The 21,585-nt window shown below is 63.7% G+C and carries 30 protein-coding genes and 2 tRNA genes; 24 read left to right on the top strand and 8 right to left on the bottom strand.

What is annotated here, in order from left to right; all coding sequences use genetic code 11:
- Positions 1-108, top strand: a 108-nt coding sequence (locus tag QZW52_RS12895) for a zinc ribbon domain-containing protein (protein WP_293995802.1), incomplete at its 5' end; no start/stop codon positions are given.
- 23 nt (positions 109-131) lie between these two features.
- Here QZW52_RS12895 and QZW52_RS12900 read toward each other — a convergent pair.
- Positions 132-1,658 carry a YifB family Mg chelatase-like AAA ATPase gene (locus QZW52_RS12900; protein WP_293999461.1) on the bottom strand — a complete coding sequence of 509 codons (1,527 nt, stop codon included), beginning with the start codon at positions 1,656-1,658 and terminating at the stop codon, positions 132-134.
- A gap of 259 nt (positions 1,659-1,917) precedes the next feature.
- Here QZW52_RS12900 and glnK point away from each other — a divergent pair, with 259 nt between their 5' ends.
- The 23 genes from glnK (at position 1,918) to QZW52_RS13015 (ending at position 15,184) form a co-directional block, all read left to right on the top strand.
- Positions 1,918-2,256 (top strand): P-II family nitrogen regulator, encoded by a 339-nt coding sequence (gene glnK, locus QZW52_RS12905; protein ID WP_293999463.1) that lies wholly within the window; start codon positions 1,918-1,920, stop codon positions 2,254-2,256.
- Between the two features lie 31 nt (positions 2,257-2,287).
- A complete protein-coding gene (gene amt / locus QZW52_RS12910) occupies positions 2,288-4,054 on the top strand; it encodes an ammonium transporter (RefSeq protein ID WP_293999465.1) in 1,767 nt (588 codons plus the stop codon).
- A 126-nt stretch (positions 4,055-4,180) separates the two neighbouring features.
- A complete protein-coding gene (gene gshA / locus QZW52_RS12915; RefSeq protein WP_293999468.1) occupies positions 4,181-5,476 on the top strand; it encodes a glutamate--cysteine ligase in 1,296 nt (431 codons plus the stop codon).
- Between the two features lie 232 nt (positions 5,477-5,708).
- The gene (gene rplN / locus QZW52_RS12920; RefSeq protein ID WP_173805738.1) at positions 5,709-6,077 is read left to right on the top strand and encodes a 50S ribosomal protein L14; all 369 of its coding nucleotides are present in this window, start codon (positions 5,709-5,711) and stop codon (positions 6,075-6,077) included.
- A gap of 21 nt (positions 6,078-6,098) precedes the next feature.
- A complete protein-coding gene (rplX, locus tag QZW52_RS12925; protein WP_179633191.1) occupies positions 6,099-6,416 on the top strand; it encodes a 50S ribosomal protein L24 in 318 nt (105 codons plus the stop codon).
- Positions 6,417-6,430: 14 nt separating this feature from the next.
- On the top strand, positions 6,431-6,988 hold the full coding sequence (gene rplE, locus QZW52_RS12930) for a 50S ribosomal protein L5 (protein WP_293999477.1): 558 nt from the start codon (positions 6,431-6,433) through the stop codon (positions 6,986-6,988).
- 7 nt (positions 6,989-6,995) lie between these two features.
- Positions 6,996-7,301, top strand: a complete 306-nt coding sequence (gene rpsN / locus QZW52_RS12935) for a 30S ribosomal protein S14 (protein ID WP_179633189.1) — start codon at positions 6,996-6,998, stop codon at positions 7,299-7,301.
- 32 nt (positions 7,302-7,333) lie between these two features.
- Positions 7,334-7,729: a 30S ribosomal protein S8 gene (gene rpsH / locus QZW52_RS12940; RefSeq protein ID WP_293999480.1), complete on the top strand. Its 396-nt coding sequence runs from the start codon at positions 7,334-7,336 to the stop codon at positions 7,727-7,729.
- A 16-nt stretch (positions 7,730-7,745) separates the two neighbouring features.
- Positions 7,746-8,279 (top strand): 50S ribosomal protein L6, encoded by a 534-nt coding sequence (rplF, locus tag QZW52_RS12945; RefSeq protein WP_293999482.1) that lies wholly within the window; start codon positions 7,746-7,748, stop codon positions 8,277-8,279.
- 11 nt (positions 8,280-8,290) lie between these two features.
- Positions 8,291-8,653, top strand: coding sequence for a 50S ribosomal protein L18 (gene rplR, locus QZW52_RS12950; protein WP_293999484.1), 363 nt, complete (start codon positions 8,291-8,293; stop codon positions 8,651-8,653).
- Positions 8,654-8,683: 30 nt separating this feature from the next.
- A complete protein-coding gene (rpsE, locus tag QZW52_RS12955) occupies positions 8,684-9,202 on the top strand; it encodes a 30S ribosomal protein S5 (RefSeq protein WP_293999486.1) in 519 nt (172 codons plus the stop codon).
- Between the two features lie 17 nt (positions 9,203-9,219).
- Positions 9,220-9,411 (top strand): 50S ribosomal protein L30, encoded by a 192-nt coding sequence (rpmD, locus tag QZW52_RS12960; RefSeq protein WP_179633184.1) that lies wholly within the window; start codon positions 9,220-9,222, stop codon positions 9,409-9,411.
- Between the two features lie 2 nt (positions 9,412-9,413).
- Positions 9,414-9,848, top strand: a complete 435-nt coding sequence (rplO, locus tag QZW52_RS12965; protein WP_293999489.1) for a 50S ribosomal protein L15 — start codon at positions 9,414-9,416, stop codon at positions 9,846-9,848.
- Between the two features lie 14 nt (positions 9,849-9,862).
- A complete protein-coding gene (secY, locus tag QZW52_RS12970) occupies positions 9,863-11,173 on the top strand; it encodes a preprotein translocase subunit SecY (RefSeq protein ID WP_293999492.1) in 1,311 nt (436 codons plus the stop codon).
- Positions 11,174-11,228: 55 nt separating this feature from the next.
- Positions 11,229-11,447, top strand: a complete 219-nt coding sequence (gene infA, locus QZW52_RS12975) for a translation initiation factor IF-1 (RefSeq protein ID WP_004521905.1) — start codon at positions 11,229-11,231, stop codon at positions 11,445-11,447.
- Positions 11,448-11,502: 55 nt separating this feature from the next.
- On the top strand, positions 11,503-11,616 hold the full coding sequence (gene rpmJ, locus QZW52_RS12980) for a 50S ribosomal protein L36 (protein WP_012348927.1): 114 nt from the start codon (positions 11,503-11,505) through the stop codon (positions 11,614-11,616).
- Between the two features lie 33 nt (positions 11,617-11,649).
- Entirely contained in the window at positions 11,650-12,015 is a 366-nt protein-coding gene (gene rpsM / locus QZW52_RS12985) for a 30S ribosomal protein S13 (RefSeq protein ID WP_293999498.1), read from the top strand.
- Between the two features lie 30 nt (positions 12,016-12,045).
- Positions 12,046-12,450, top strand: a complete 405-nt coding sequence (rpsK, locus tag QZW52_RS12990) for a 30S ribosomal protein S11 (RefSeq protein ID WP_179633180.1) — start codon at positions 12,046-12,048, stop codon at positions 12,448-12,450.
- 232 nt (positions 12,451-12,682) lie between these two features.
- Positions 12,683-13,306, top strand: a complete 624-nt coding sequence (gene rpsD / locus QZW52_RS12995; protein ID WP_293999502.1) for a 30S ribosomal protein S4 — start codon at positions 12,683-12,685, stop codon at positions 13,304-13,306.
- A gap of 145 nt (positions 13,307-13,451) precedes the next feature.
- Entirely contained in the window at positions 13,452-14,438 is a 987-nt protein-coding gene (locus tag QZW52_RS13000) for a DNA-directed RNA polymerase subunit alpha (protein ID WP_293999505.1), read from the top strand.
- 105 nt (positions 14,439-14,543) lie between these two features.
- A complete protein-coding gene (rplQ, locus tag QZW52_RS13005; RefSeq protein WP_293999508.1) occupies positions 14,544-14,936 on the top strand; it encodes a 50S ribosomal protein L17 in 393 nt (130 codons plus the stop codon).
- 24 nt (positions 14,937-14,960) lie between these two features.
- A tRNA-Met gene (locus QZW52_RS13010) sits at positions 14,961-15,037 on the top strand.
- A 70-nt stretch (positions 15,038-15,107) separates the two neighbouring features.
- Positions 15,108-15,184: transfer RNA gene (locus QZW52_RS13015), tRNA-Met, on the top strand.
- 71 nt (positions 15,185-15,255) lie between these two features.
- On the opposite strand, the gene QZW52_RS13020 is transcribed toward QZW52_RS13015, so the two are convergent.
- The 7 genes from QZW52_RS13020 to QZW52_RS13050 form a co-directional block, all read right to left on the bottom strand.
- The gene (locus QZW52_RS13020; RefSeq protein ID WP_293999511.1) at positions 15,256-15,639 is read right to left on the bottom strand and encodes a cupin domain-containing protein; all 384 of its coding nucleotides are present in this window, start codon (positions 15,637-15,639) and stop codon (positions 15,256-15,258) included.
- Positions 15,636-16,715: an RNA 3'-terminal phosphate cyclase gene (gene rtcA / locus QZW52_RS13025; protein ID WP_293999525.1), complete on the bottom strand. Its 1,080-nt coding sequence runs from the start codon at positions 16,713-16,715 to the stop codon at positions 15,636-15,638. Before rtcA ends, QZW52_RS13020 begins: the two co-directional genes overlap by 4 nt.
- Positions 16,716-16,736: 21 nt before the next feature.
- Positions 16,737-17,555: a nucleotidyltransferase domain-containing protein gene (locus QZW52_RS13030; RefSeq protein ID WP_293999514.1), complete on the bottom strand. Its 819-nt coding sequence runs from the start codon at positions 17,553-17,555 to the stop codon at positions 16,737-16,739.
- Between the two features lie 29 nt (positions 17,556-17,584).
- On the bottom strand, positions 17,585-19,393 hold the full coding sequence (locus QZW52_RS13035) for a vWA domain-containing protein (RefSeq protein WP_293999517.1): 1,809 nt from the start codon (positions 19,391-19,393) through the stop codon (positions 17,585-17,587).
- A gap of 7 nt (positions 19,394-19,400) precedes the next feature.
- Positions 19,401-20,456 carry an AAA family ATPase gene (locus QZW52_RS13040; protein WP_293999520.1) on the bottom strand — a complete coding sequence of 352 codons (1,056 nt, stop codon included), beginning with the start codon at positions 20,454-20,456 and terminating at the stop codon, positions 19,401-19,403.
- A gap of 9 nt (positions 20,457-20,465) precedes the next feature.
- The gene (locus tag QZW52_RS13045; RefSeq protein ID WP_293999522.1) at positions 20,466-21,386 is read right to left on the bottom strand and encodes a hypothetical protein; all 921 of its coding nucleotides are present in this window, start codon (positions 21,384-21,386) and stop codon (positions 20,466-20,468) included.
- 41 nt (positions 21,387-21,427) lie between these two features.
- Positions 21,428-21,585, bottom strand: a 158-nt coding sequence (locus QZW52_RS13050) for an RtcB family protein (protein ID WP_293999528.1), incomplete at its 5' end; no start/stop codon positions are given.

The raw sequence follows: 21,585 nt of genomic DNA on the forward strand, positions 1-21,585 counted from the left end.
TGGACATGCTGCGATTGCGGCGCGGAACACCACCGCGACGTGAATGCAGCCAGGAACATCGCCGCGCGCGGACATGCGCGTCTCGCAGGAGGAATCCCCGTCCTTTAGGGCGGGGAGGATGTCAACCCGCTTCACCGACCGGGCAGGGCGCGGCGCAACTGGATCGCCTCGGCGATGTGGCCGATCTCGGTGTCGGCGGCGCCGGCCAGATCGGCGATGGTGCGCGCCACGCGCATCACCCGGTGCAGGCTGCGGCCGGACCAGCCCAGGCGGGCCGCGGCGGTGTTGAGGAAGTGGGTCGCCGCCGACTGGGCTCGGCAGTGTTCGGCCAGCACGCCTGCCTCCAGCTCTGCATTGCACACGCCCTGACGCGCCTGCTGGCGCTGGCGGGCCGCGACGACCCGCGCTGCAATGGACCCGCTCGGCTCGCCATCCGGCGCCGAGGACAGCTCTTCCGGCGCAATCGCCAGCACTTCGACGCGCAGGTCGATCCGGTCCAGCAGCGGGCCGGACAGCCGGTTCTGGTAACGCGCCACGGCTTCGGGGGTGCAGCGGCAGGCGCGCATCGTCGAGCCGAGCATGCCGCAGGGGCAGGGGTTCATCGCCGCGACGAGCTGGCAGCGCGCCGGGAACTCGGCCTGCTGCGCGGCGCGCGAGATGGTGATGCGGCCGTTCTCCAGCGGTTCGCGCAGGGCTTCGAGGGCGGCGCGCGGGAACTCGGGCAGCTCGTCCAGAAACAGGACGCCGTGGTGGGCCAATGAAATCTCGCCGGGGCGGGGCGGTGATCCGCCACCCACCAGCGCCACCGAGGAGGCGCTGTGGTGCGGCGCCCGGAGCACGCGCTGCGACCAGGCACCCGGATCGAAGCGCCCGGCCAGACTGAGCACCGCGGCCGACTCCAGCGCCTGCGTTTCCTCCAGCGGGGGCAGCAGGCCGATGAGGCGCTGGGCGAGCATGGACTTGCCGGTGCCGGGCGGGCCGACCAGCAGCAGGCTGTGTTTTCCCGCCGCGGCGATTTCCAGCGCCCGCTTGGCCACCGCCTGACCGCGCACGTCGCGCAGGTCCGGCAGGGGCGGGGCGGGCCGGCCGGGTGGTGGCTGCGGGGCGTGCAGAGGTACGCAGCCTTCACCGGGCTGCAGCGCGTGGACGACCTCCATCAGGTGGTCGGCACAGCGCAGGTCCAGGCCGGGCACGCGGGCTGCCTCCTCCGCACTGGCGCGTGGCAGCACCAGCGTGCGCCGGACCGCGCCACGCGGACCCCCGCGCTGCAACGCGAGGGCCATCGCCAGCGCACCCCGCACCGGCCGCAGATCCCCCGCCAGCGACAGCTCCCCGGCCAGCTCCAGCGTCTCCAGTGCCGCCGGGTCGATGTGGCCCGCCGCGGCCAGGATGCCCAGCGCGATGGGCAGGTCGAAGCGCCCGCCCTCCTTGGGCAGATCCGCCGGGGCGAGGTTCACGGTGATGCGCTTGTTGTGCGGAAACTCCAGCCCGCTGTTGTGCAGCGCGGCCCGTACCCGTTCGCGGGACTCCTTGACCTCGGTGTCCGCGAGGCCGACGAGGGTGAAACTGGGCAGGCCGTTGGCGAGGTGGACCTCGACAGTCACCTCCGGGGCTTGCAGGCCGAGCAAGGCGCGGCTGTGGACGATCGCGAGTGACATGGTGGTGCGTGTCCGGGTCGGAACGGTGCGGTGGAGGGGCGACCCAGCCCATTCTGCGCAGGTCCGCACGGTTCGTAACTCACCCTGAAGGGGGAGAAGCACCAACAGCGTGCATGCACAGGACACCATGTCGGTGCATGGGGGGTGTCGTGCGCGCTGGAAGGGCGGTCACGGGATGTTTCCAGTGGTGGCACGGAAGATGCAGAAGGCGGTGGGTATTCCTTCCAAGATCAACCAGTCAGAGCAACCAGGAGCCACCATGAAAATGGTCACTGCCATCATCAAGCCGTTCAAGCTGGATGAGGTTCGAGAAGCCCTCAGCAGCATCGGCGTGCAGGGCATCACCGTCACCGAGGTCAAGGGCTTCGGGCGCCAGAAGGGCCATACCGAGCTGTACCGTGGCGCCGAATACGTCGTCGATTTCCTGCCCAAGGTCAAGGTCGAAGCGGCGGTGGACGACGCGGTGGTGGACCGCGTGATCGAGGCCATCGAGACCGCTGCACGCACCGGCAAGATCGGTGACGGCAAGATTTTCGTCACGTCGCTGGAGCAGGTGCTGCGCATCCGCACGGGCGAGACCGGCAAGGACGCTCTGTAAGCGCCGCCCCCATAAAACGAGGAGAACACCCATGAAGAAGATGCTCGCGTGGTTCGCCGCGCTGTGGATGGCCGCCGGGATGCTGGGCTTTGCGCCCGCGGCCCTGGCCGCCGATTTCCCGAACGCGAAGTTGATGTTCGAATCCGGCAAGGCCGACGTGGCCCCGGATGCCGCTGCCTCCCTGAAGGCCGTGGCCGATTTCCTGGCCGCCAATGCCGATGCCAAGGTGCAGTTGTCCGGTTTCGCCGACAACACTGGTTCGCTGGAAGTGAACAAGGAACTGGCCAAGCAGCGTGCGCTTGCCGTGCGCGCGGCACTGAAGCTGGCGGGGGTCGATGAGGCCCGCGTCGTGCTGCAGAAGCCCGAGGACATCACGGCCGGCGAGGGCGAAGCCGCCCGCCGCGTCGAGATCACGCTGGCCAAGGCGGCAGCCGCCGCACCGGCGGAAGCCGCGTCTACGCCCAAGATCGACAAGGGCGACTCGGCCTGGATGATGCTGTCCACGTTGCTGGTCATCCTGATGACGCTGCCGGGTCTGGCGCTGTTCTACGGCGGCCTGGTCCGCTCGAAGAACATGCTGTCGGTGCTGATGCAGGTGATGGTGACGTTCTCGCTGATCGTCGTGCTGTGGTTCGTCTACGGCTACAGCCTGGCGTTCACTGAGGGCAATGCCTTCATCGGGGGCTTCGACCGCCTGTTCATGAAGGGCACCTGGGACAACGTCGCCGGGACGTTCGCGCCCGCTGCCACGTTCAGCAAGGGTGTCTACATCCACGAGATCGTGTTCGCTGCCTTCCAGGCCACGTTCGCCGGCATCACCTGCTGCCTGATCGTCGGCGCCTTCGCCGAGCGCATCAAGTTCTCGGCCGTGCTGATGTTCATGGTGCTGTGGTTCACGTTCAGCTATGCGCCGATCGCGCACATGGTCTGGTTCTGGATGGGTCCGGACGCCTACGCCAACAAGGACGTGGTCGATGCGATGAACGCCAAGGCCGGTCTGATCTGGCAGTGGGGCGCGCTGGACTTCGCCGGCGGTACCGTCGTTCACATCAATGCGGCCGTGGCCGGGCTGGTCGGCTCCTACATGGTCGGCAAGCGCGTCGGCTACGGCCGCGAAGCCTTCACGCCGCACTCGCTGACGCTGACCATGGTGGGCGCTTCGCTGCTGTGGGTGGGCTGGTTCGGCTTCAACGCTGGCTCGGCACTGGAAGCCAACGGGTTTGCCGCTCTGGCGTTCATCAACACCTTCCTGGCGACCGCGGCTGCGGTGCTGGCCTGGTCGATGGGTGAAGCACTGATGAAGGGCAAGGCGTCGATGCTGGGGGCCGCTTCGGGCGCCGTGGCGGGTCTGGTGGCCATCACCCCGGCGGCTGGCAACGTCGGCATCCTGGGCGCGCTGATCATCGGTGTCATCGCCGGCTTCGTCTGCCTGTGGGGCGTGCATGGCCTCAAGCGCATCCTCAAGGCCGACGACTCGCTGGACGTGTTCGGCGTCCACGGCGTGGGCGGCATCCTGGGTGCGCTGCTGACCGGCGTGTTCAATTCGCCGAACCTGGGTGGCCCGAGCACGGTGGCCGACTGGGTGACGGTGGGCATGACCGCGCCGGACGCCTACTCGATCGCCGCGCAAGTCCTGGTGCAAGCCAAGGCGGTGGGCCTGACGGTCGTGTGGTCGGCCGTGGTCTCGGTGATCGCCTACAAGATCGTGGACCTGGTGATCGGCCTGCGCGTGCCGGAAGACGACGAGCGCGAAGGTCTGGACATCACCTCGCACGGTGAAACCGCTTACGCCAAGTGACCACTTTCTGCTGATCTCCCTGCAAGGGGCCGCCTTCGGGTGGCCCCTTTTGTTTTGGCGCTGCACCCGCATGTGAAGACCTTCCTAGAATGGCCCTCATTCCCCTTCACCTCGCAGGTCGCCCCCATGGTTCCCCATCTCGTCACCGCTCTGACCGGCCCGATCAATGAACTGGAGGCGCGCATCCTCGACTCGATGCCCGCCATCGAACGCTGGTTCCGCCTGGAGTGGATGGAGCACACGCCGCCGTTCTACACCTCGGTCGATGTGCGCAACGCCGGCTTCAAGCTGGCGCCGGTCGATACGAACCTGTTTCCCGGCGGCTGGAACAACCTGACGCCCGAGATGCTGCCGCTGGCGGTGCAGGCGGCGATGGCCGCGATCGAGAAGATCTGCCCCGAGGCCAAGAACCTGCTGCTGATCCCCGAGAAGCACACCCGCAACACGTTCTACATGACCAACGTGGCGCGGCTGGTGCAGATCTTCACGCAGGCGGGGCTGAACGTGCGCTTGGGTTCACTCGACCCGGAGGTCAAGGAGCCGACGACGTTCGAGCTGCCCGGTGGCGAGTCGCTGACGATGGAGCCGCTGTTGCGCTCGCAACGCCGGCTCGGGCTGAAGAACTTCGATCCCTGCACCATCCTGCTCAACAACGACCTGTCGGCGGGCATCCCGGCGGTGCTGGAGGGCTTGCACGAGCAGTACCTGCTGCCACCGCTGCACGCGGGCTGGGCGGTGCGCCGCAAGACCAACCACTTCCAGGCGTATGAAGAGGTCGCCAAGAAGTTCTCCAAGCTGATGGGCATGGACCCGTGGCTGATCAACCCGATGTTCAGCCAGTGTGGCGAGGTGAATTTTGCCGAGGGCACGGGCATCGAGTGCGTGCAGACCAACGTGGACGCCCTGCTGGGCAAGATCCGCCGCAAGTACAAGGAATACGGCATCAACGAGAAGCCGTTCGTGATCGTCAAGGCCGACAACGGCACCTATGGCATGGGCATCATGACCGTGCGTGACGCCAAGCAGCTCGACGAACTCAACCGCCGCACGCGCAACAAGATGAGCGTGATCAAGGACGGGCAGGAAGTCACCGAGGTGATCATCCAGGAGGGGGTGCCGACCTACGAGCGCATGAACGACGCGGTGGCTGAGCCGGTGGTGTACATGCTGGACCGCTACGTGGTGGGTGGCTTTTACCGCGTCCATGCTGACCGTGGCATCGACGAGAACCTCAACTCGCCGGGTGCGCAGTTCATCCCGCTGGCGTTCGCCGAGAGCAACCACCTGCCCCGACAGGGCACCAAGCCGGGTGCGAGCGCACCGAACCGGTTCTACATGTATGGGGTGGTCGCGCGTCTGGCCATGCTGGCGGCCAGCTATGAGCTGGAGGCGACCGACCCGGATGCCGAGGTCTACGACTGACGCGCGGCCCTGCGAATATTCGCGCTGGGGGAGTTGACATGATTTCCCCGGCCTGACATACTCTTAGGCTCTTCTGGCTTGCACGCGTGCCTAGCCGCATGTGGTGCAATCTGGCTCCGCCCCAAACGCAACCGCTTGGTGAGTTCTCACCTGGTCGTTGTGACGGGCCCAAGACTGACCGCGAGCGGTGGCCGAGTGGGGCTATCAGCGCGGGATAAGTTGGGGATTCGACATGATCCAAATGCAATCGCGACTCGACGTCGCGGACAACACCGGTGCGAAGTCTGTCATGTGCATCAAGGTGCTTGGCGGTTCTAAGCGTCGTTATGCCGGTATCGGCGACGTGATCAAGGTCAGCATCAAAGAAGCTGCGCCGCGTGGTCGCGTCAAAAAGGGCGAAGTCTACAACGCCGTGGTCGTTCGCACGGCCAAGGGCGTTCGTCGTCAGGACGGCTCGCTCGTCAAGTTCGATGGCAATGCAGCCGTGCTGCTCAATGCCAAGTTGGAGCCGATCGGCACCCGCATCTTCGGCCCGGTGACGCGTGAACTGCGTACCGAGCGCTTCATGAAGATCGTGTCCCTGGCTCCGGAAGTGCTCTAAGCCGACTGCGAAGGACAGGCCATGAACAAGATTCGCAAAGGCGACGAGGTCATCGTGCTGACCGGTCGCGACAAGGGCAAGCGCGGTGCGATTTCGCTGCGCGTTGATGAAGACCACGTCGTGGTCGATGGCATCAACGTCGTGAAAAAGCATGTGCGTCCGAACCCCCTGAAGGGCACGACCGGCGGCATCGTTGACAAGACCATGCCGATTCACCAATCGAATGTGGCGATCTTCAACCCCGCGACCGGCAAAGCCGACCGTGTGGGCATCAAGCTCCTGGCTGACGGCAAAAAAGTGCGCGTCTTCAAGTCCAGTGGCGAAGAGATCAAAGCCTGAGGCGGGAATTCGAGATGGCTCAACAACAAGCTCAAGCTCGTCTGCAAGCGTTCTATCGCGAGAAGGTCGTTCCTGACCTGATGCAGAAATTCGGCTACACGTCGGTCATGGAAGTGCCGCGTTTCGAGAAGATCACCCTGAACATGGGTGTCTCCGAAGCGGTCTCCGACAAGAAGGTCATGGACCACGCCGTCGGCGACCTGACCAAGATTGCCGGCCAGCGCCCTGTCGTCACCAAGTCCCGCAAGGCCATCGCCGGTTTCAAGATCCGCGAAAACGTGCCCATCGGCTGCATGGTGACCCTGCGCGGTGTGCGCATGTTCGAATTCCTGGACCGTTTCGTGACGATCGCGCTGCCGCGTGTTCGTGACTTCCGCGGTATCTCGGGACGTTCGTTCGACGGTCGCGGCAACTACAACATCGGCGTCAAAGAACAGATCATTTTCCCCGAAATCGAATACGACAAGGTGGATGCTCTGCGTGGTCTGAACATCAGCATCACGACGACGGCCAGTACCGATGACGAGTGCAAGGCGCTGCTCACGGCCTTCCGTTTCCCGTTCAAGAACTGAGGCCCCCATGGCAAAAGTCTCTCTCATCCAGCGCGAAGAAAAGCGCGAGAAGCTGGTGGCCAAGTACGCCAAGAAGTACGCGGAACTGAAGGCCATCATCGACGACAGCAACAAGTCGGAAGAAGAGCGCTACATGGCGCGTCTGGCTCTGCAGAAGCTGCCCCGCAATGCCAACCCGACCCGTCTGCGTAGCCGCTGCGGGATCACGGGCCGTCCGCGCGGTACCTTCCGCAAGTTCGGTCTGGCGCGCAACAAGATTCGTGAACTGGCCTTCCGAGGCGACATCCCCGGTGTCGTCAAGGCGAGCTGGTAAGCCGGCCCCAGGGCACGAACAGGAGTTATTCCATGAGCATGAGTGATCCTATCGCCGACATGCTGACCCGCATCCGCAACGCGCAGATGGTCGAGAAGGCCAGCGTAGCGATGCCAGCGTCCAAGTTGAAGTCTGCCATTGCGCAGGTTCTCAAGGACGAGGGTTACATCGACGGTTTCGCAGTCAAGACGACGGACGGCAAGTCCGAACTCCAGATCGGTCTGAAGTATTACGCCGGCCGCCCGGTGATTGAGCGCATCGAGCGCGTCAGTCGCCCTGGTCTGCGGATCTACAAGGGCCGCCACGACATTCCCCAGGTCCAGAACGGCCTCGGTGTTGCCATCGTCACCACCCCCCAGGGTGTGATGACCGACCGCAAGGCCCGCGCTTCCGGTATCGGTGGCGAAGTCCTCTGCTACGTCGCCTAAGCAGGAGGAACGACAAATGTCCCGCGTTGGAAAAATGTCGATCACCGTCCCGCAAGGCGTGGACGTGTCGGTCACCGAAGCCCAGATCAGTGTCAAGGGGGCCAAAGGCACCCTGGTGCGTCCGGTGCATCGCCTGGTCAAGGTGAGCAACGAATCTGGCAAGCTGTCCTTTGCACCGACCGATGATTCGGCCGCCGCCAATGCCATGTCCGGCACTGTGCGTGCGCTGGTCAACAACATGGTCAATGGCGTGAGCAAGGGTTTCGAGCGCAAGCTGAACCTGGTTGGCGTGGGCTTCCGTGCCCAGGCCACCGGTCAGAAGCTCAATCTGCAGATCGGGTTCTCGCACCCCGTGGTCAAGGACATGCCTGAAGGCATCAAGGTCGAGTGCCCCACTCAGACCGAAGTCCTGATCAAGGGTGCTGATCGCCAGGTCGTCGGCCAGTTGGCCGCAGAAGTTCGTGCCTTCCGTCCCCCCGAGCCTTACAAGGGCAAGGGCATCCGTTATTCGGATGAGAAGGTCACGATCAAAGAGACCAAGAAGAAGTAAGGAGCCGCACCATGTTGAACAAGAAAGAACAGCGCCTGCGTCGCTCCCGCCAGACCCGTGCCCGCATTGCATTGCAGGGTGCGGTTCGTCTGAGCGTCTTCCGCTCGAACCTCCACATCTACGCCAGCGTCATTTCCGGCGACGGCTCGAAGGTGCTCGCCAGCGCCTCGACCGCCGAAAAGGAAGTCCGCGAACAGATCGGCGCTGGCAAGGGCGGCAACGTCGATGCCGCCACGCTGATCGGCAAGCGCATCGCCGAGAAGGCCAAGGCCGCCGGCGTCGAGAAGGTGGCGTTCGATCGCTCTGGTTTCGCGTACCACGGCCGCATCAAGGCGCTGGCCGATGCAGCGCGCGAAGCCGGTCTGCAATTCTGATCCGCCTCGCTCGAAACGAAGGAATACAAAATGGCTAAGTTTCAACCGAAGGTTGCTGACGAAGGTCGCGACGACGGCATGCGCGAGAAGATGATCCAGGTCAACCGCGTGACCAAAGTGGTCAAGGGCGGCCGGATCATGGCGTTCGCAGCCCTCACCGTGGTCGGTGACGGTGACGGTCGCATCGGCATGGGCAAGGGCAAGTCGCGTGAAGTGCCGATGTCCGTCCAGAAGGCGATGGAATCCGCACGTCGTGGCATGGTCAAGATCCCGCTGCGCAACGGCACCGTTCCGCACAACGCGACCGGTGAGCACGGCGCTGCCAAGGTGCTGCTGGCCCCCGCGCCCGCTGGTACCGGCATCATTGCTGGTGGTCCGATGCGCGCCGTGTTCGAAGTCATGGGCATCACCGACATCGTCGCGAAGAGCCTCGGATCCTCGAATCCGTACAACATGGTTCGCGCCACGTTCGACGCCCTGTCTCGCATGACGACCCCGTCCGCGGTGGCCGCCAAGCGTGGCAAGACGCTTGAAGAAATCTTCAACTGAGCGGGCCGGAGGACAACATGTCTGAGAACACCGACAAGAAGACCGTCAAGGTCAAGCTGGTCAAGAGCCCGATCGGCACCCGCGAATCGCACCGTGCCACGGTGCGTGGCCTGGGCCTGCGTGGCATGAACACCGAATCCGTGCTGGAAGACACCCCTGCGGTGCGCGGCATGATCAACAAGGTCTCGTACCTGGTGAAGGTGCTGTAATCATGGAACTCAATTCGATCAAGCCGGCCTCGGGTGCCAAGCACTCCAAGCGCCGCGTGGGTCGCGGCATCGGTTCCGGCCTGGGCAAGACCGCTGGTCGCGGTCACAAGGGTCAGAAATCGCGTGCCGGTGGCTACCACAAGGTGGGCTTCGAAGGCGGTCAGATGCCTTTGCAGCGTCGCCTGCCCAAGCGCGGCTTCAAGTCGCAACTGCTGAAGTACAACGCTGAAGTCACCCTGGCGCAACTGCAGAACCTGGCCGTCGATGAAATCGACGTGCTGACGCTCAAGCAGGCGGGTCTGGTGGCGGACATCGTGAAGAACGTCAAGGTCATCAAGTCCGGCGAGCTGACCAAGAAGGTCGTGCTGAAGGGCGTGGCGGCCACCGCTGGTGCGCTGGTCGTCATCGAAGCCGCTGGCGGCTCGATCGCTGCCTGAGTCACAGGTCTTCCGTGGCAACGAACCCGACACAACTGGCGAAGAACGGGAAGTTCGGCGATCTGCGTCGCCGACTCGTGTTCTTGCTGCTGGCCTTGGTGGTTTACCGCATCGGCGCGCACATCCCCGTTCCTGGCATCAACCCCGAGCAGCTCGCGCAGTTGTTCAAGGGCCAGCAGGGCGGCATCCTGAACCTGTTCAACATGTTCTCGGGTGGTGCGCTCTCCCGCTTCACTGTCTTCGCCTTGGGGATCATGCCGTACATCTCGGCATCGATCATCGTGCAGCTCATGGGCTACGTGATCCCGACGCTGGAGTCGCTGAAGAAAGAGGGCGAAGCCGGTCGCCGCAAGATCACGCAGTACACCCGTTACGGTGCGCTGGGTCTGGCGCTGTTCCAGTCGATGGGCATTGCGCTCGCGCTGGAAGGGTCGGCCGGTCTGGTGATCGATCCGGGTCCGATGTTCCGCATCACGGCCATCGTCAGCCTCACGGCCGGCACGATGTTCCTGATGTGGCTGGGTGAGCAGATCACCGAGCGCGGTCTGGGCAATGGCATCTCGATCCTGATTTTCTCGGGCATCGCGGCGGGTTTGCCGGGAGCGATCGGTGGCTTGGCCAATCTGATCAACACCGGTGCGATGAGCGTGATTGTCGCGCTGCTGATTGTGCTGATCGTGGTCGCGGTGACCTTCGTGGTGGTGTTCGTCGAGCGGGCTCAGCGCAAGATTCTGGTCAACTATGCCAAACGGCAGGTTGGCAACAAGGTCTATGGTGGTCAGTCGTCGCACCTGCCGCTGAAGGTCAACATGGCGGGCGTGATTCCGCCGATCTTCGCGTCGTCGATCATCCTGCTGCCGGCGACGGTCGTGGGCTGGTTTGCGACAGGTGAAAAGCTGCGCTGGTTGAAGGACATCTCGTCGGCCCTGTCGCCGGGCCAGCCGATCTATGTGCTGCTCTACGCCGCGATGATCGTGTTCTTCTGCTTCTTCTACACGGCGCTGGTGTTCAACAGCCGTGAGACTGCAGACAACCTGAAAAAGAGTGGTGCGTTCATTCCCGGGATTCGTCCTGGCGAGCAGACCGCGAAGTACATCGACAAGATCCTCGGGCGACTCACGCTCGGCGGTGCGGCGTACATCACGCTGGTCTGCCTGCTGCCCGAGTTCCTGGTGCTGAAGTACAACGTGCCGTTCTACTTCGGTGGGACGTCGTTGCTGATCATTGTCGTGGTGACGATGGACTTCTGGGCGCAGGTCCAGTCGTACGTGATGTCGCAGCAGTATGAAACGTTGCTGAAGAAGTCCAGTTTCAAGGCGAACTGAACTTCAAGGCAAGCTGGGCAAGAAAGACCGAGTAAGCGTATCGAGCCGATTTCACATGGCGAAAGACGATGTTATTCAGATGCAGGGGGAGGTCATCGAAAACCTCCCCAATGCCACCTTCCGGGTCAAACTGGAAAACGGCCATGTAGTGCTCGGGCATATTTCCGGCAAGATGAGGATGCACTACATCCGCATCCTGCCGGGAGACAAAGTGACCGTTGAATTGACCCCCTACGACCTCAGTCGTGCTCGCATCGTGTTCCGGGCGAAGTGAGCGAACCTCCCAACATTGCCCGGAAGAGAAGCGCAAGCCGATCAAGGAGAAGACCATGAAAGTCTCGGCATCCGTCAAGAAGATCTGCCGCAATTGCAAGATCATCCGTCGCAAGGGTGTGGTCCGTGTGATCTGCACCGATCCGCGCCACAAGCAGCGTCAGGGTTGATCGCCCGTCGCTGAAACCCTTTAGAGAGTCACCATGGCACGTATTGCTGGTATCAACATCCCGCCGCACAAGCACGCCGAAATCGGCCTGACCGCGATCTTCGGTGTCGGTCGCACGACCGCCCAGAAGATCTGCGAAAGCTGCAGCATCCCGTTCAACAAGAAGGTCAAGGACCTGACTGACGGCGACCTGGAGAAGATCCGTGAGGCCGTGGGCACGATCACCATCGAAGGTGATCTGCGCCGCGAAATCTCGATCAACATCAAGCGCCTGATGGACCTGGGCTGCTACCGTGGTTTCCGCCATCGCCGTGGCCTGCCCATGCGCGGTCAGCGTACCCGCACCAATGCCCGTACCCGCAAGGGTCCGAAAAAGGGCGCTGCTGCGCTGAAGAAGTAAGCGCATCGTCGCCCAGGAAAGAGTCGAGTCATGGCAAAAGCACCTGTCAACAACGCCGCACGCCGCGTGAGCAAGAAAGTCCGCAAGAACGTTGCGGACGGCATCGCCCACGTGCATGCATCGTTCAACAACACGATCATCACGATCACCGACCGTCAAGGCAACTCGTTGTCCTGGGCGTCGAGCGGTGGCCAGGGTTTCAAGGGTTCGCGCAAATCGACGCCCTTCGCAGCCCAGGTGGCGGCGGAAGTCGCAGGTCGTGCCGCTCAGGAACAAGGCATCAAGAACCTGGACGTTCGCATCAAGGGCCCAGGTCCTGGTCGCGAGTCGTCGGTTCGTGCGCTGGCTTCCCTGGGCATCCGCATCGCGTCGATCTCCGACGTGACGCCGGTTCCGCACAACGGCTGCCGCCCGCAAAAGCGCCGCCGTATCTGATGCTGGAGTCCTGTTCGCGATCGCGAACAGGATGAATTGCATCAATTTGCGCTACAATCGCAGGTTTTCCGGCGAATGCCCCGTGCATTCGCCGGAAAACTCGTCATTGCGACACACCCAAGGTGTTCGGGCTTCACGGCCTTGGCACTGCGTTAAGACCACCGTTTCGCGGATTCCCGCGGGACTCGCGCACGAATTGCGTGCGTCAGATTGAAACACAAGGACAACGTCCGTGGCACGTTACCTCGGCCCCAAGGCCAAACTCTCCCGCCGTGAAGGCACCGACCTGTTCCTGAAGAGCGCCCGCCGTTCGATCAGCGACAAGTCGAAGTTCGAAACCAAGCCGGGCCAGCATGGCCGCACCTCGGGTTCGCGCACCTCGGACTACGGTCTGCAACTGCGTGAAAAGCAGAAGGTCAAGCGCATGTACGGCGTGCTGGAAAAGCAATTCCGCCGCTACTTCGCCGAAGCCGAGCGCCGCAAGGGCAACACCGGCGCCACGCTGCTGCAACTGCTGGAATCGCGCCTGGACAACGTCGTCTACCGCATGGGCTACGGTTCGACCCGTGCCGAAGCGCGTCAGATGGTGTCGCACAAGTCGATCACGGTCAACGGCCAGGTCGTCAACATCCCGTCGTTCTCGGTCAAGGCCGGTGACGTCGTGTCGGTGCGCGAAAAGGCCAAGAAGCAACTGCGCATCGTCGATGCACTGAAGCTGGCCGACTCGATCGGCCTGCCGGCCTGGGTGTCGGTTGACCTGACCAAGATGGAAGGGACTTTCAAGAAGGCTCCCGACCGCGACGAATTCGGCGCCGAGATCAACGAATCGCTGATCGTCGAACTGTACTCGCGCTGATCCATGTGATCCGTGAGATGGCGCGCACCGGAGCGTGCGTGCCTCAGACCCCACCGCATCCCGGGTGCGCTGGGGTCTTGCCTCGCCCGGTGGGTCCATCAGCCTTATCGGTGTAACGAGCCGAGGGTATTGACAGGAACTTTGAATGCAAACCAATCTGCTGAAGCCCAAAGCCATCAACGTCGAACCGCTGGGCGGACACCGCGCCAAGGTGACGCTGGAGCCGTTCGAACGTGGCTATGGTCACACGCTGGGCAATGCACTGCGCCGCGTGCTGCTGTCGTCGATGGTGGGCTACGCGCCGACCGAAGTGACGATCGCGGGCGTGTTGCACGAATACTCGACGGTGGATGGCGTGCAGGAAGACGTCGTCCACATCATGCTCAACCTCAAGGGCGTGGTGTTCCGTCTGCACAACCGCGACGAAGTGACGCTGGTGCTGCGCAAGGAGGGCGAAGGCCCGGTCACCGCGCGTGACATCCAGACGCCGCACGATGTCGAGATCATCAACCCGGACCTGGTCATCGCGCACCTGGCCCAGGGTGGCAAGCTAGACATGCAGATCAAGGTCGAGAAGGGCCGTGGCTACGTGCCGGGCACGATGCGCCGCTACGCCGACGAGCCGACCAAGAGCATTGGCCGCATCGTGCTGGACGCGTCGTTCTCGCCGGTTCGCCGCGTGAGCTACACCGTCGAGAGCGCCCGCGTCGAGCAGCGCACTGACCTGGACAAGCTGGTCATGGAAATCGAGACCAACGGCGCGATTTCGCCGGAGGAAGCGATCCGTGCCTCGGCCAAGATCCTGGTCGAGCAGCTCGCCGTGTTCGCGCAGCTCGAAGGCAACGACCTGGCCGGCATCGTCGAACCTGCACCGCGTGCGCAGCACTTCGATCCGATCCTGCTGCGTCCGGTCGATGAGCTGGAGCTGACGGTGCGTTCGGCGAACTGCCTGAAGGCCGAGAACATCTACTACATCGGCGACCTGATCCAGCGTACCGAGACCGAGCTGCTGAAGACCCCGAACCTGGGTCGCAAGTCACTCAACGAGATCAAGGAAGTCCTCGCCTCGCGTGGTCTGACCCTGGGTGCTCGTCTGGAAAACTGGCCGCCGCAAGGTCTCGACAAGCGTTGAACGTCGAACGCTTGTTGAACGCAACACACCGCACGCTTTGAACGTGCAACCGGCGGTACCTGATCCGGCCGCCGGCAATTGAACATCGAACCAGAAGGAATTCTCATGCGCCACGGTAATGGACTCCGCAAACTGAACCGCACCTCGTCGCACCGCCTGGCGATGCTGCGCAACATGGCCAACTCGCTGATCCAGCACGAAGCCATCAAGACCACGGTCCCGAAGGCCAAGGAACTGCGCCGCGTCGTCGAGCCGCTGATCACGCTGGGCAAGACCCCGACGCTGGCCAACAAGCGCCTCGCCTTCGACCGCCTGCGTGACCGCGACAACGTCGTCAAGCTGTTCGCTGTCCTCGGCCCGCGTTACGCCGCACGTCCGGGTGGCTACAGCCGCATCCTGAAGATGGGCTACCGCGTTGGCGACAATGCGCCGATGGCCTTCGTCGAGCTGGTGGATCGTCCGGATGCGGATGCTGCGCCGGTTGACGCCGCTGAATAATCCGGTTATAGTCTAAGTCTCAGTCGCGGGGTGGAGCAGTCTGGTAGCTCGTTGGGCTCATAACCCAAAGGTCGTAGGTTCAAATCCTGCCCCCGCAACCAAAAAGATTCAGATCGTTTGAACGAAACACCAGAGTCGTTCAAACCAGCAGTAAATTTTTACAGTTTCAGTCGCGGGGTGGAGCAGTCTGGTAGCTCGTTGGGCTCATAACCCAAAGGTCGTAGGTTCAAATCCTGCCCCCGCAACCAAACATTCAAAAGCCAACTCATCGAGTTGGCTTTTTGTTTTGGGCGATCGATTTCGGGCGATTCAAATCGAATCAGTCCCGGACGAACACCGTGACCAGCGGTTCCGGGCCGACCTGCCGACTCCAGTGGCCGTGGACGGTGGCATCGAACGTAGCGCCGACCGGCAACACATCGGCCGAGTAGAAGTGTTCACCGGGCGAGAAGACACGCGATGTGCCGTCCTGCAAGCCGATCTCCATCTGTCCACCGAGGATGAACACCCACTGCGGGTTCTCGGTGCAATGGAACTCGCTGCGGAATCCCACCGGGCTGTGCCGCAGTTGGTAGCCGCCGCTCGGCACCAGGGGCGACAGGCGCGCGGCGGGCTTGCCTTCGGTCAGCGCGATCGGCTCCTCGCGGAAACGGGCGCGGCCGTCGGTGTCGGTGAACAGGCGGATTTGGGTGAAGGTGCTCATGCGGCATTGTCGCCCTTCGGGGTCACGGCCATTGCCACTGTCACTTCCACCCCGTGCCCACCCGGCAAGGTGCGCGTGCTGATCTGCACCGGCAGGAATCGCTCGATGGTGCGGAAATTGGTCGCCGCGTGCAGGCTCACGTCGGTGCAGGTGTACCGCGCCGCCCGCCCGTTGCGCCACACGGCCAGCGCCAGCGGCAGCACCCACTGGTCGGCCAAGTGGACACCGAGCACGGCCGTGCTGCCGAGGTAGCGTTTCACCTGCCGGGCCACGTCGGCGGCGACGGTTTCCGCGCTGCGCGACTTCTCGCCGAGGCTGCAGAACACCTCCGTGACGTGTTCGTGGCGCAGCGTGGCCAGCAGCGCATTGCCCGGTCCTTCGTTCTGGCGCGTCACGGGGATGGCCGAGTGGTCGAATGCCCAGCCGAGCTGCTCGCGCAACACCTCCAGCTCGCGTTCGGCGATGCTGCGTTTCAGGCCGGGGATGAGGCACTCGGCATGCTGGCTGAGCAGGGCGCCGCGTTCGGTCAGGTCGAAGGGCTGCAGACCCTCGGCGCTCGCGGGTTGCAGCTCAGCCTCGATTTCGCCACCGCCGCCGGGGTAGAAACCGCAGCGCCGCAGCCGCAACTCGGCCGCCGCACCCAGCCGCCGCACCAGCGGCGCGTAGGCCCGCTCGACGAAGTGGAAGCTCGGCGCCATCGGGTTGTGCGTGCCTCCCTGCAGCGTCAGGCGGGTGGGTGCCTCGGCCAGCAGCATCGCGGGCCAGACGGTCTGCAGCACCAGCATCACGCTGCCGGCCGTGCCCACGCTGAACTCGTACTCGCCGCCACGCACTGGGCCGGGGGTGAAGCGCAGCGTCTGCGAGCCGAGCGTGGCGCCTTCGACCTGTGCGCCGCTGATCGCCTGTGCGGCGGTCACGCAGGTGAGGTGCTGGCGCATCAGGCCGGGTTTCGGGCGGCGGGCGCGGATCTTGTCGAGCAGGATCGGCTGGCCGGTCACCATGGACAGCGCGAGCGAGGTGCGCAGGATCTGGCCGCCGCCTTCGCCTTGAGAGGCATCGATGTGGATCATGGACATGGACATGGATCAGCGTGTCGGTCAGGGTTGTCGTGTGTCGAAGCGGGCCACGGTGTGCCGCAGGAAGTCATCCAGCCCGCTCGTGTCCAGTCGGCCATCGTCCACCGGACCTTGGGCATGGGCGGCCTCCAGCTCGCGTACCAGGAAATCGTGGATCGCCGGCCAGCGTGGCGACGTGGCCGCTTCTCCGGCGCGCATCTTCACCTCCAGCAGCCGGTTGATCTCGGCGATCAGTACCGGGTCGTTCAATGTGGCCTGCGCCAGGTCGGCGAAGCGCATCGGCGGCGCCCCGCGTCCGGCGCGAATCCAGCGTGCGGCCAGCAAGGGACGCAGCACGTAAAGGTATTTCTTGTAGCGCACGACCTCGCCGAGCAGGTGCTCGCGCAGGTTCTTCTTCGCCATCGACACGTAGTGGTGGTAGCCGCGCACGGTGGAGAAGCCGCGCTCGGCCAGCCCCCTGAACGGCGCCATCACCTCGGTCTCTTCGCGGTAGACGATGGGCGAGCGCAGCCACTCCAGCAGCGTCGGGTTCGACGCCTTGAGCAACTGCAGCGCCTTGCGCAACTCCCAGCCGTTGATGTCCAGGTCGCCGCTGATCGGCACCTCGATCACGTCGCGCTGCGGCTCCACCGTCAGGTACCAGGGCAGGCGGGGGACGTAAATGAAGCGCACGTCGTAGTCGCTGTCCGGCGAGGCGAAACCCCAGCCGCGGCTGCCGGATTCGCAGGCGAACAGGATGGTGACGTGGTGGGCCGCCTCGATGCGCCGCAGTGCGTCGAGGATGGTGGCGCGCATCGCTGGCTCGACCGGGTGGGCGCTCAGGATGGGGGCGGTGGACATGGGGAACTCGTTCATCAATTCAGCTCAGATCAACTCAGGTAAAACACCTCGCCCACCGGCCGGAACGGCAGCCGCCGACCTTCGGGCAGCAGGTAGGCATGTGAGCGCCGGATCGCCAGCGTGTCGCAGTCGCCGTCGGTGATCACCAGGATCGGCCCGTCGGCGGGGAAATCGCGGGCGTTCTGCAGCAGGTCGATGCCCGGTTGCAGCACCGTGCCGCCTCGGCCGCGCACTGCCACCCGCCCGGCGATCTCATCGGTCGGCATGTAGCCCGCGTCGTGCGCCGCCGCATCGCAGAACACCACCCGCGCCGCCGGTACATCCCGCGCCGCCGCGTAGCTGGCGATGGCGCCGAGCGCACGGGCCAGCAGGTGCCGTTCCATGGAGCCCGAGGTGTCGAGCACCACGCCGAAGGTGCGGCCTTCCAGCCAGCGCGGATCGACCACCCAGCGTGCCCGCGGGATGTCCGGTGTGGACGCCTGCCGGCGGCTCGGGCGGGCGTAGCTGCGCTGTTTCTCGATCGGCGGGAAGTGGTGATCGAACCACTGCGCCAGCTTCACGTCCCACGGAATCGGTGGTTGCAGCAGCGCCCGGATCTCCTCGATCAGCCCGGCCGGCAGCAGCCCGCGCCCCTGCTGGTCGTGCAGCGCCAAACCCCGTGCCAGCATCGAGCGGTAGAAGGCATCCAGGTCCGTGCCCTCGGCCGGGAGGTGGCCGCCGCCGATGCGCCGCTCCAGCATGTCGCCCTGGCGGCCGGCCAGCGTGGCGAGCTTGCGGGCGCGGCGCAGGTCGGTGACGATGCGGTCGTACACCTCCTCGGCCGACAGCTCGGCGAGCTGCACGTCGTGCAGCAGGCCCAGCGCGGGCGGCGTGCCCACCCCCATCTCGATCAGCCAGCCGTTGATCACGTAGTCACAGGCGACGTTCCACAGGTAGGCGTCCCGCCCCCGGCGCCGGCCGAGGTGGCGCAGCGAGACGTGCAGCACCTCGTGCGCGATGACGAAGCGCCGCTCCGACTCGGTCAGCCCGGCGGCCGGGTTGAGGTAGATCGTGCGCGCCACCTCGTCCACGGCGGCGACCTGGATCTCCTCGCGGCGGCACAGGTCGGCGTTCTCGATGAACTCGAAGGCGCTGACCATCGCGCCCAGCAGCGGGAAGCTGCTGATGAACCAGCTCCGCGCACGCTCCGTCGGCAGGCTCAGGGGCTGTGGTCCTTGCCGTCGGCGCCGGTCCTGCCCGCTGGCCGCTTCTACCGCCAGTTGCACCGAGCGCGAGATGCCTTCGGCCAGCGCGGTGGCCCAACTGATGCGGTGGCTGGGTGGTGCGGGCGTGTCGGCTGGAGGGAGCATGCCGGTGTGCCCTGGCCCTGCCGGGCTGAGCGCAGCGGCCCAGTCCGGCACGCCGTTTTCGACAAAGGCGGTGTACCAGCGCGCCTCGTCCCAGCCGGGCAGTTCCTCCGGCAGATGCACATGCGTCGGCACCTGCCCGAGCTTGAGCGTGCGCAGCAGCCGCACGATCACGACATCACACGCCGCCGACCACGCCGGCCAGATCGCCCGGTCATGCTCGAAGCGCTCCATGCCGAGGTACAGCAGCCCCTGTGCAAGGACAAACGCCCATTCGCCCGGCGCGGCCAAGCGGGTCGGGTGCAGGTAGAGCGCGTCCGATGCGGAGGCCACGAGCCAGCCTTGCGCGGGGGGCTGCGTGTACTGCTGGTTGCGCCGAACGGAGGCCCGCAGCAGCAGCCCCTCGAACATCGGGTGCTGGCGGAGCATCGCCATGCCTTGCTCGAAGGCCTGGTCGGCGCGGTTCAGGGCAGGGGGCTTGCGCGCGGCCATGACTGGTTCAGCCCGCCGCCTCGGCCAGCCGGGGCAGGTCGCGGATCACCTCGACCAGGAACCAGCCAGGCAGCTCCCCGTCATCGCCCCGCGCTACCGCGATCTGGGCCATTTCCAGGCTGATCTGCGCCAGGTCGCGCAGCATCGCCTTGGATCGGTGGACCAGCGCCTGCAGATCCCCCGACGCGGCCTTGCGGTCGGCGGGCAGCATCTTCACCAGCCGGGCGCGGAACGCCTGCGCCAGGAAGTACAGCACGTCGCGGTGCTCCGGCTCGTGCGGCCAGCGGGCGTCGCCCTTGAAGATTGCGTCGAGCCGGTGCCGGTCGCCGGCCAGCTTGCCGAACGCCTTGAACTGCGCGGCGTGCGCCGGGGTCAGGCTGCCCTGGGCGAGTGCGTCCACCATCGCGTCGGGGATGGTGGTGCCCCAGCCCTGCAGCGCCTCGCTGAGCATGTGCCACGCCCGCGGCGACGAAAACGGCTCCTCGTGCTTGGGCGGCGGACTCCAGAGGTGGTCGGGGCGCTGCTGCAGGTACTCGATGACCAGCGGGTGCAGCCCCTCGGCCTGCGCCCACGCCAGCCACTCCGACGCCGACACGCGCAACTGCACATGCACCATGCGGTTGATCAGCGCCGAGGACATCGGCTTGACGATGGCCGAGTCCTGCGCCCGGTTGCCCGCGCCGATGACGATGGAGCCGGCCGGCAAGTGGTACTCGCCGATGCGCCGCTCGTGGATCAGGCTGTAGAACGCCTTCTGCACCTCCTGCGAGCAGGCGTTCAGCTCGTCCAGGAACAGGCAGTACGGCTCGCGCCGCGCGATCATCGCCGGCGGACAGAAGCGACTCACCCCGCCCTCGATCTGCGGCACGCCGATCAGGTCTTCCGGTGCGAGCTGGCTGCCCAGCAGCGACACGCACGCCAGCCCGACGCTCTCGGCGAACTGCTGCACCAGCGCCGACTTGCCGATGCCCGGCGCGCCCCAGATGAACACCGGGCGCACGGTGGCGACGTGGAGCAGGAACTCGCCGAGCTGGGAGGGGGTCAGGGGGTGGAGGCTTTGCATTCGAGATGCCTATTTTTTGTCTCGTCCAAAATACGGTAATTTATTTGTCGGGTGGTCTGCTTCAACTCTTATTTGACTTGATGCGATAACCTTGTTTGGGAAATGAAAAATCATCCTGCCCGGAAATTGCATTGTGAATTTTTTCATATCTTGATGGCAATTTAAACGTGGAATCGGAAGGCGTATTTCGTCCGGAAAAGGTGCTGGTGTCAGATTGGAGAGATTTTTTATAACTTTCCCCCATCGCTCTGACGTTTCCAGTAGGGGCGTGAACGTGGCGGGTTGTGTCGAGGGTATAAATTTCGACAAATACTTTGATAGCAGATCACCGATTCGGTGTAGCCACCAAAAATGAAGCAAAAGATCTCTGTAGCATGAGAAGGCTGTATTCCCTCCTGCGTGTACAGAGGGTGCAGGCCCTATGGTTTTGTGATCATGAATATCTACAATATAATAGCCGGGTCTAAAGTCGCCGGGAGCGTGAAAATAAAAGAAATTTATTTCTGCTTGGCGATGTTTGAGCATGTTGACAATTTTGCCTATTCTCTTGGATCGGTACTCTTCGATGCTATTTTTGAACTCCTTCCATCCGTCTGGTTTTGCTTGGTCAAGGAAGGCTTCATTTTGCTGGGATTTGGCGGCTGAAGAAGGTAAGGTTGATTTTATGATCTGGAAGCATGCATCAAAGTGTTCATTTGCGCTGTGTAGCAGAGTTTTGTATTCGTGAATAAGTTGATTGTTTTTTGAGCTATTTTGTGCATAAATATAATCCAGCCTGAGGCTCTGTAAGGCGTCTAAGGTTTTTTCATAGGATGTTAATATATTATTTAGGGATGAGAGATAAATTGATCTAGGGTGTCTAAAATTGTGCTCGATATGATGGAATGCCCCATCTGGGATATTAATTAATGTGTCCCATGCGGATGGCATGAGATTCCCATGCTTCCTGATGCAGCGAGTTATTTCCATGGTCATCCCTTTACACAAACCACTTGCTTGAGCACATACACCACCTCCACCAGATCCCCCTGCGCCGCCATCACCGCATCGATGTCCTTGTACGCCATCGGAATCTCGTCGATCACGTCGGCGTCCTTGCGGCACTCGACGCCCGCGGTCGCCGCGATCT

It is taken from the genome of Sphaerotilus sp. (genome assembly GCF_013299175.1).
GTDB lineage: Bacteria > Pseudomonadota > Gammaproteobacteria > Burkholderiales > Burkholderiaceae_C > Sphaerotilus.

Coding starts and splice junctions, on each gene's coding strand:
- rplF (WP_293999482.1), top strand. CDS start 7,746: ATGTCCCGCGTTGGAAAAATGTCGATCACCGTCCCGCAAGGCGTGGAC.
- rpsN (WP_179633189.1), top strand. CDS start 6,996: ATGGCAAAAGTCTCTCTCATCCAGCGCGAAGAAAAGCGCGAGAAGCTG.
- amt (WP_293999465.1), top strand. CDS start 2,288: ATGAAGAAGATGCTCGCGTGGTTCGCCGCGCTGTGGATGGCCGCCGGG.
- gshA (WP_293999468.1), top strand. CDS start 4,181: ATGGTTCCCCATCTCGTCACCGCTCTGACCGGCCCGATCAATGAACTG.
- glnK (WP_293999463.1), top strand. CDS start 1,918: ATGAAAATGGTCACTGCCATCATCAAGCCGTTCAAGCTGGATGAGGTT.
- rplR (WP_293999484.1), top strand. CDS start 8,291: ATGTTGAACAAGAAAGAACAGCGCCTGCGTCGCTCCCGCCAGACCCGT.
- rtcA (WP_293999525.1), bottom strand. CDS start 16,715: ATGTCCATGATCCACATCGATGCCTCTCAAGGCGAAGGCGGCGGCCAG.
- QZW52_RS13040 (WP_293999520.1), bottom strand. CDS start 20,456: ATGCAAAGCCTCCACCCCCTGACCCCCTCCCAGCTCGGCGAGTTCCTG.
- rplE (WP_293999477.1), top strand. CDS start 6,431: ATGGCTCAACAACAAGCTCAAGCTCGTCTGCAAGCGTTCTATCGCGAG.
- rpsK (WP_179633180.1), top strand. CDS start 12,046: ATGGCAAAAGCACCTGTCAACAACGCCGCACGCCGCGTGAGCAAGAAA.
- QZW52_RS13030 (WP_293999514.1), bottom strand. CDS start 17,555: ATGTCCACCGCCCCCATCCTGAGCGCCCACCCGGTCGAGCCAGCGATG.
- QZW52_RS13020 (WP_293999511.1), bottom strand. CDS start 15,639: ATGAGCACCTTCACCCAAATCCGCCTGTTCACCGACACCGACGGCCGC.
- rpsH (WP_293999480.1), top strand. CDS start 7,334: ATGAGCATGAGTGATCCTATCGCCGACATGCTGACCCGCATCCGCAAC.
- rpsM (WP_293999498.1), top strand. CDS start 11,650: ATGGCACGTATTGCTGGTATCAACATCCCGCCGCACAAGCACGCCGAA.
- rplX (WP_179633191.1), top strand. CDS start 6,099: ATGAACAAGATTCGCAAAGGCGACGAGGTCATCGTGCTGACCGGTCGC.
- QZW52_RS13000 (WP_293999505.1), top strand. CDS start 13,452: ATGCAAACCAATCTGCTGAAGCCCAAAGCCATCAACGTCGAACCGCTG.
- rplN (WP_173805738.1), top strand. CDS start 5,709: ATGATCCAAATGCAATCGCGACTCGACGTCGCGGACAACACCGGTGCG.
- QZW52_RS12900 (WP_293999461.1), bottom strand. CDS start 1,658: ATGTCACTCGCGATCGTCCACAGCCGCGCCTTGCTCGGCCTGCAAGCC.
- rpsE (WP_293999486.1), top strand. CDS start 8,684: ATGGCTAAGTTTCAACCGAAGGTTGCTGACGAAGGTCGCGACGACGGC.
- rplQ (WP_293999508.1), top strand. CDS start 14,544: ATGCGCCACGGTAATGGACTCCGCAAACTGAACCGCACCTCGTCGCAC.
- rplO (WP_293999489.1), top strand. CDS start 9,414: ATGGAACTCAATTCGATCAAGCCGGCCTCGGGTGCCAAGCACTCCAAG.
- infA (WP_004521905.1), top strand. CDS start 11,229: ATGGCGAAAGACGATGTTATTCAGATGCAGGGGGAGGTCATCGAAAAC.
- QZW52_RS13045 (WP_293999522.1), bottom strand. CDS start 21,386: ATGCCATCCGCATGGGACACATTAATTAATATCCCAGATGGGGCATTC.
- QZW52_RS13035 (WP_293999517.1), bottom strand. CDS start 19,393: ATGGCCGCGCGCAAGCCCCCTGCCCTGAACCGCGCCGACCAGGCCTTC.
- rpmJ (WP_012348927.1), top strand. CDS start 11,503: ATGAAAGTCTCGGCATCCGTCAAGAAGATCTGCCGCAATTGCAAGATC.
- rpmD (WP_179633184.1), top strand. CDS start 9,220: ATGTCTGAGAACACCGACAAGAAGACCGTCAAGGTCAAGCTGGTCAAG.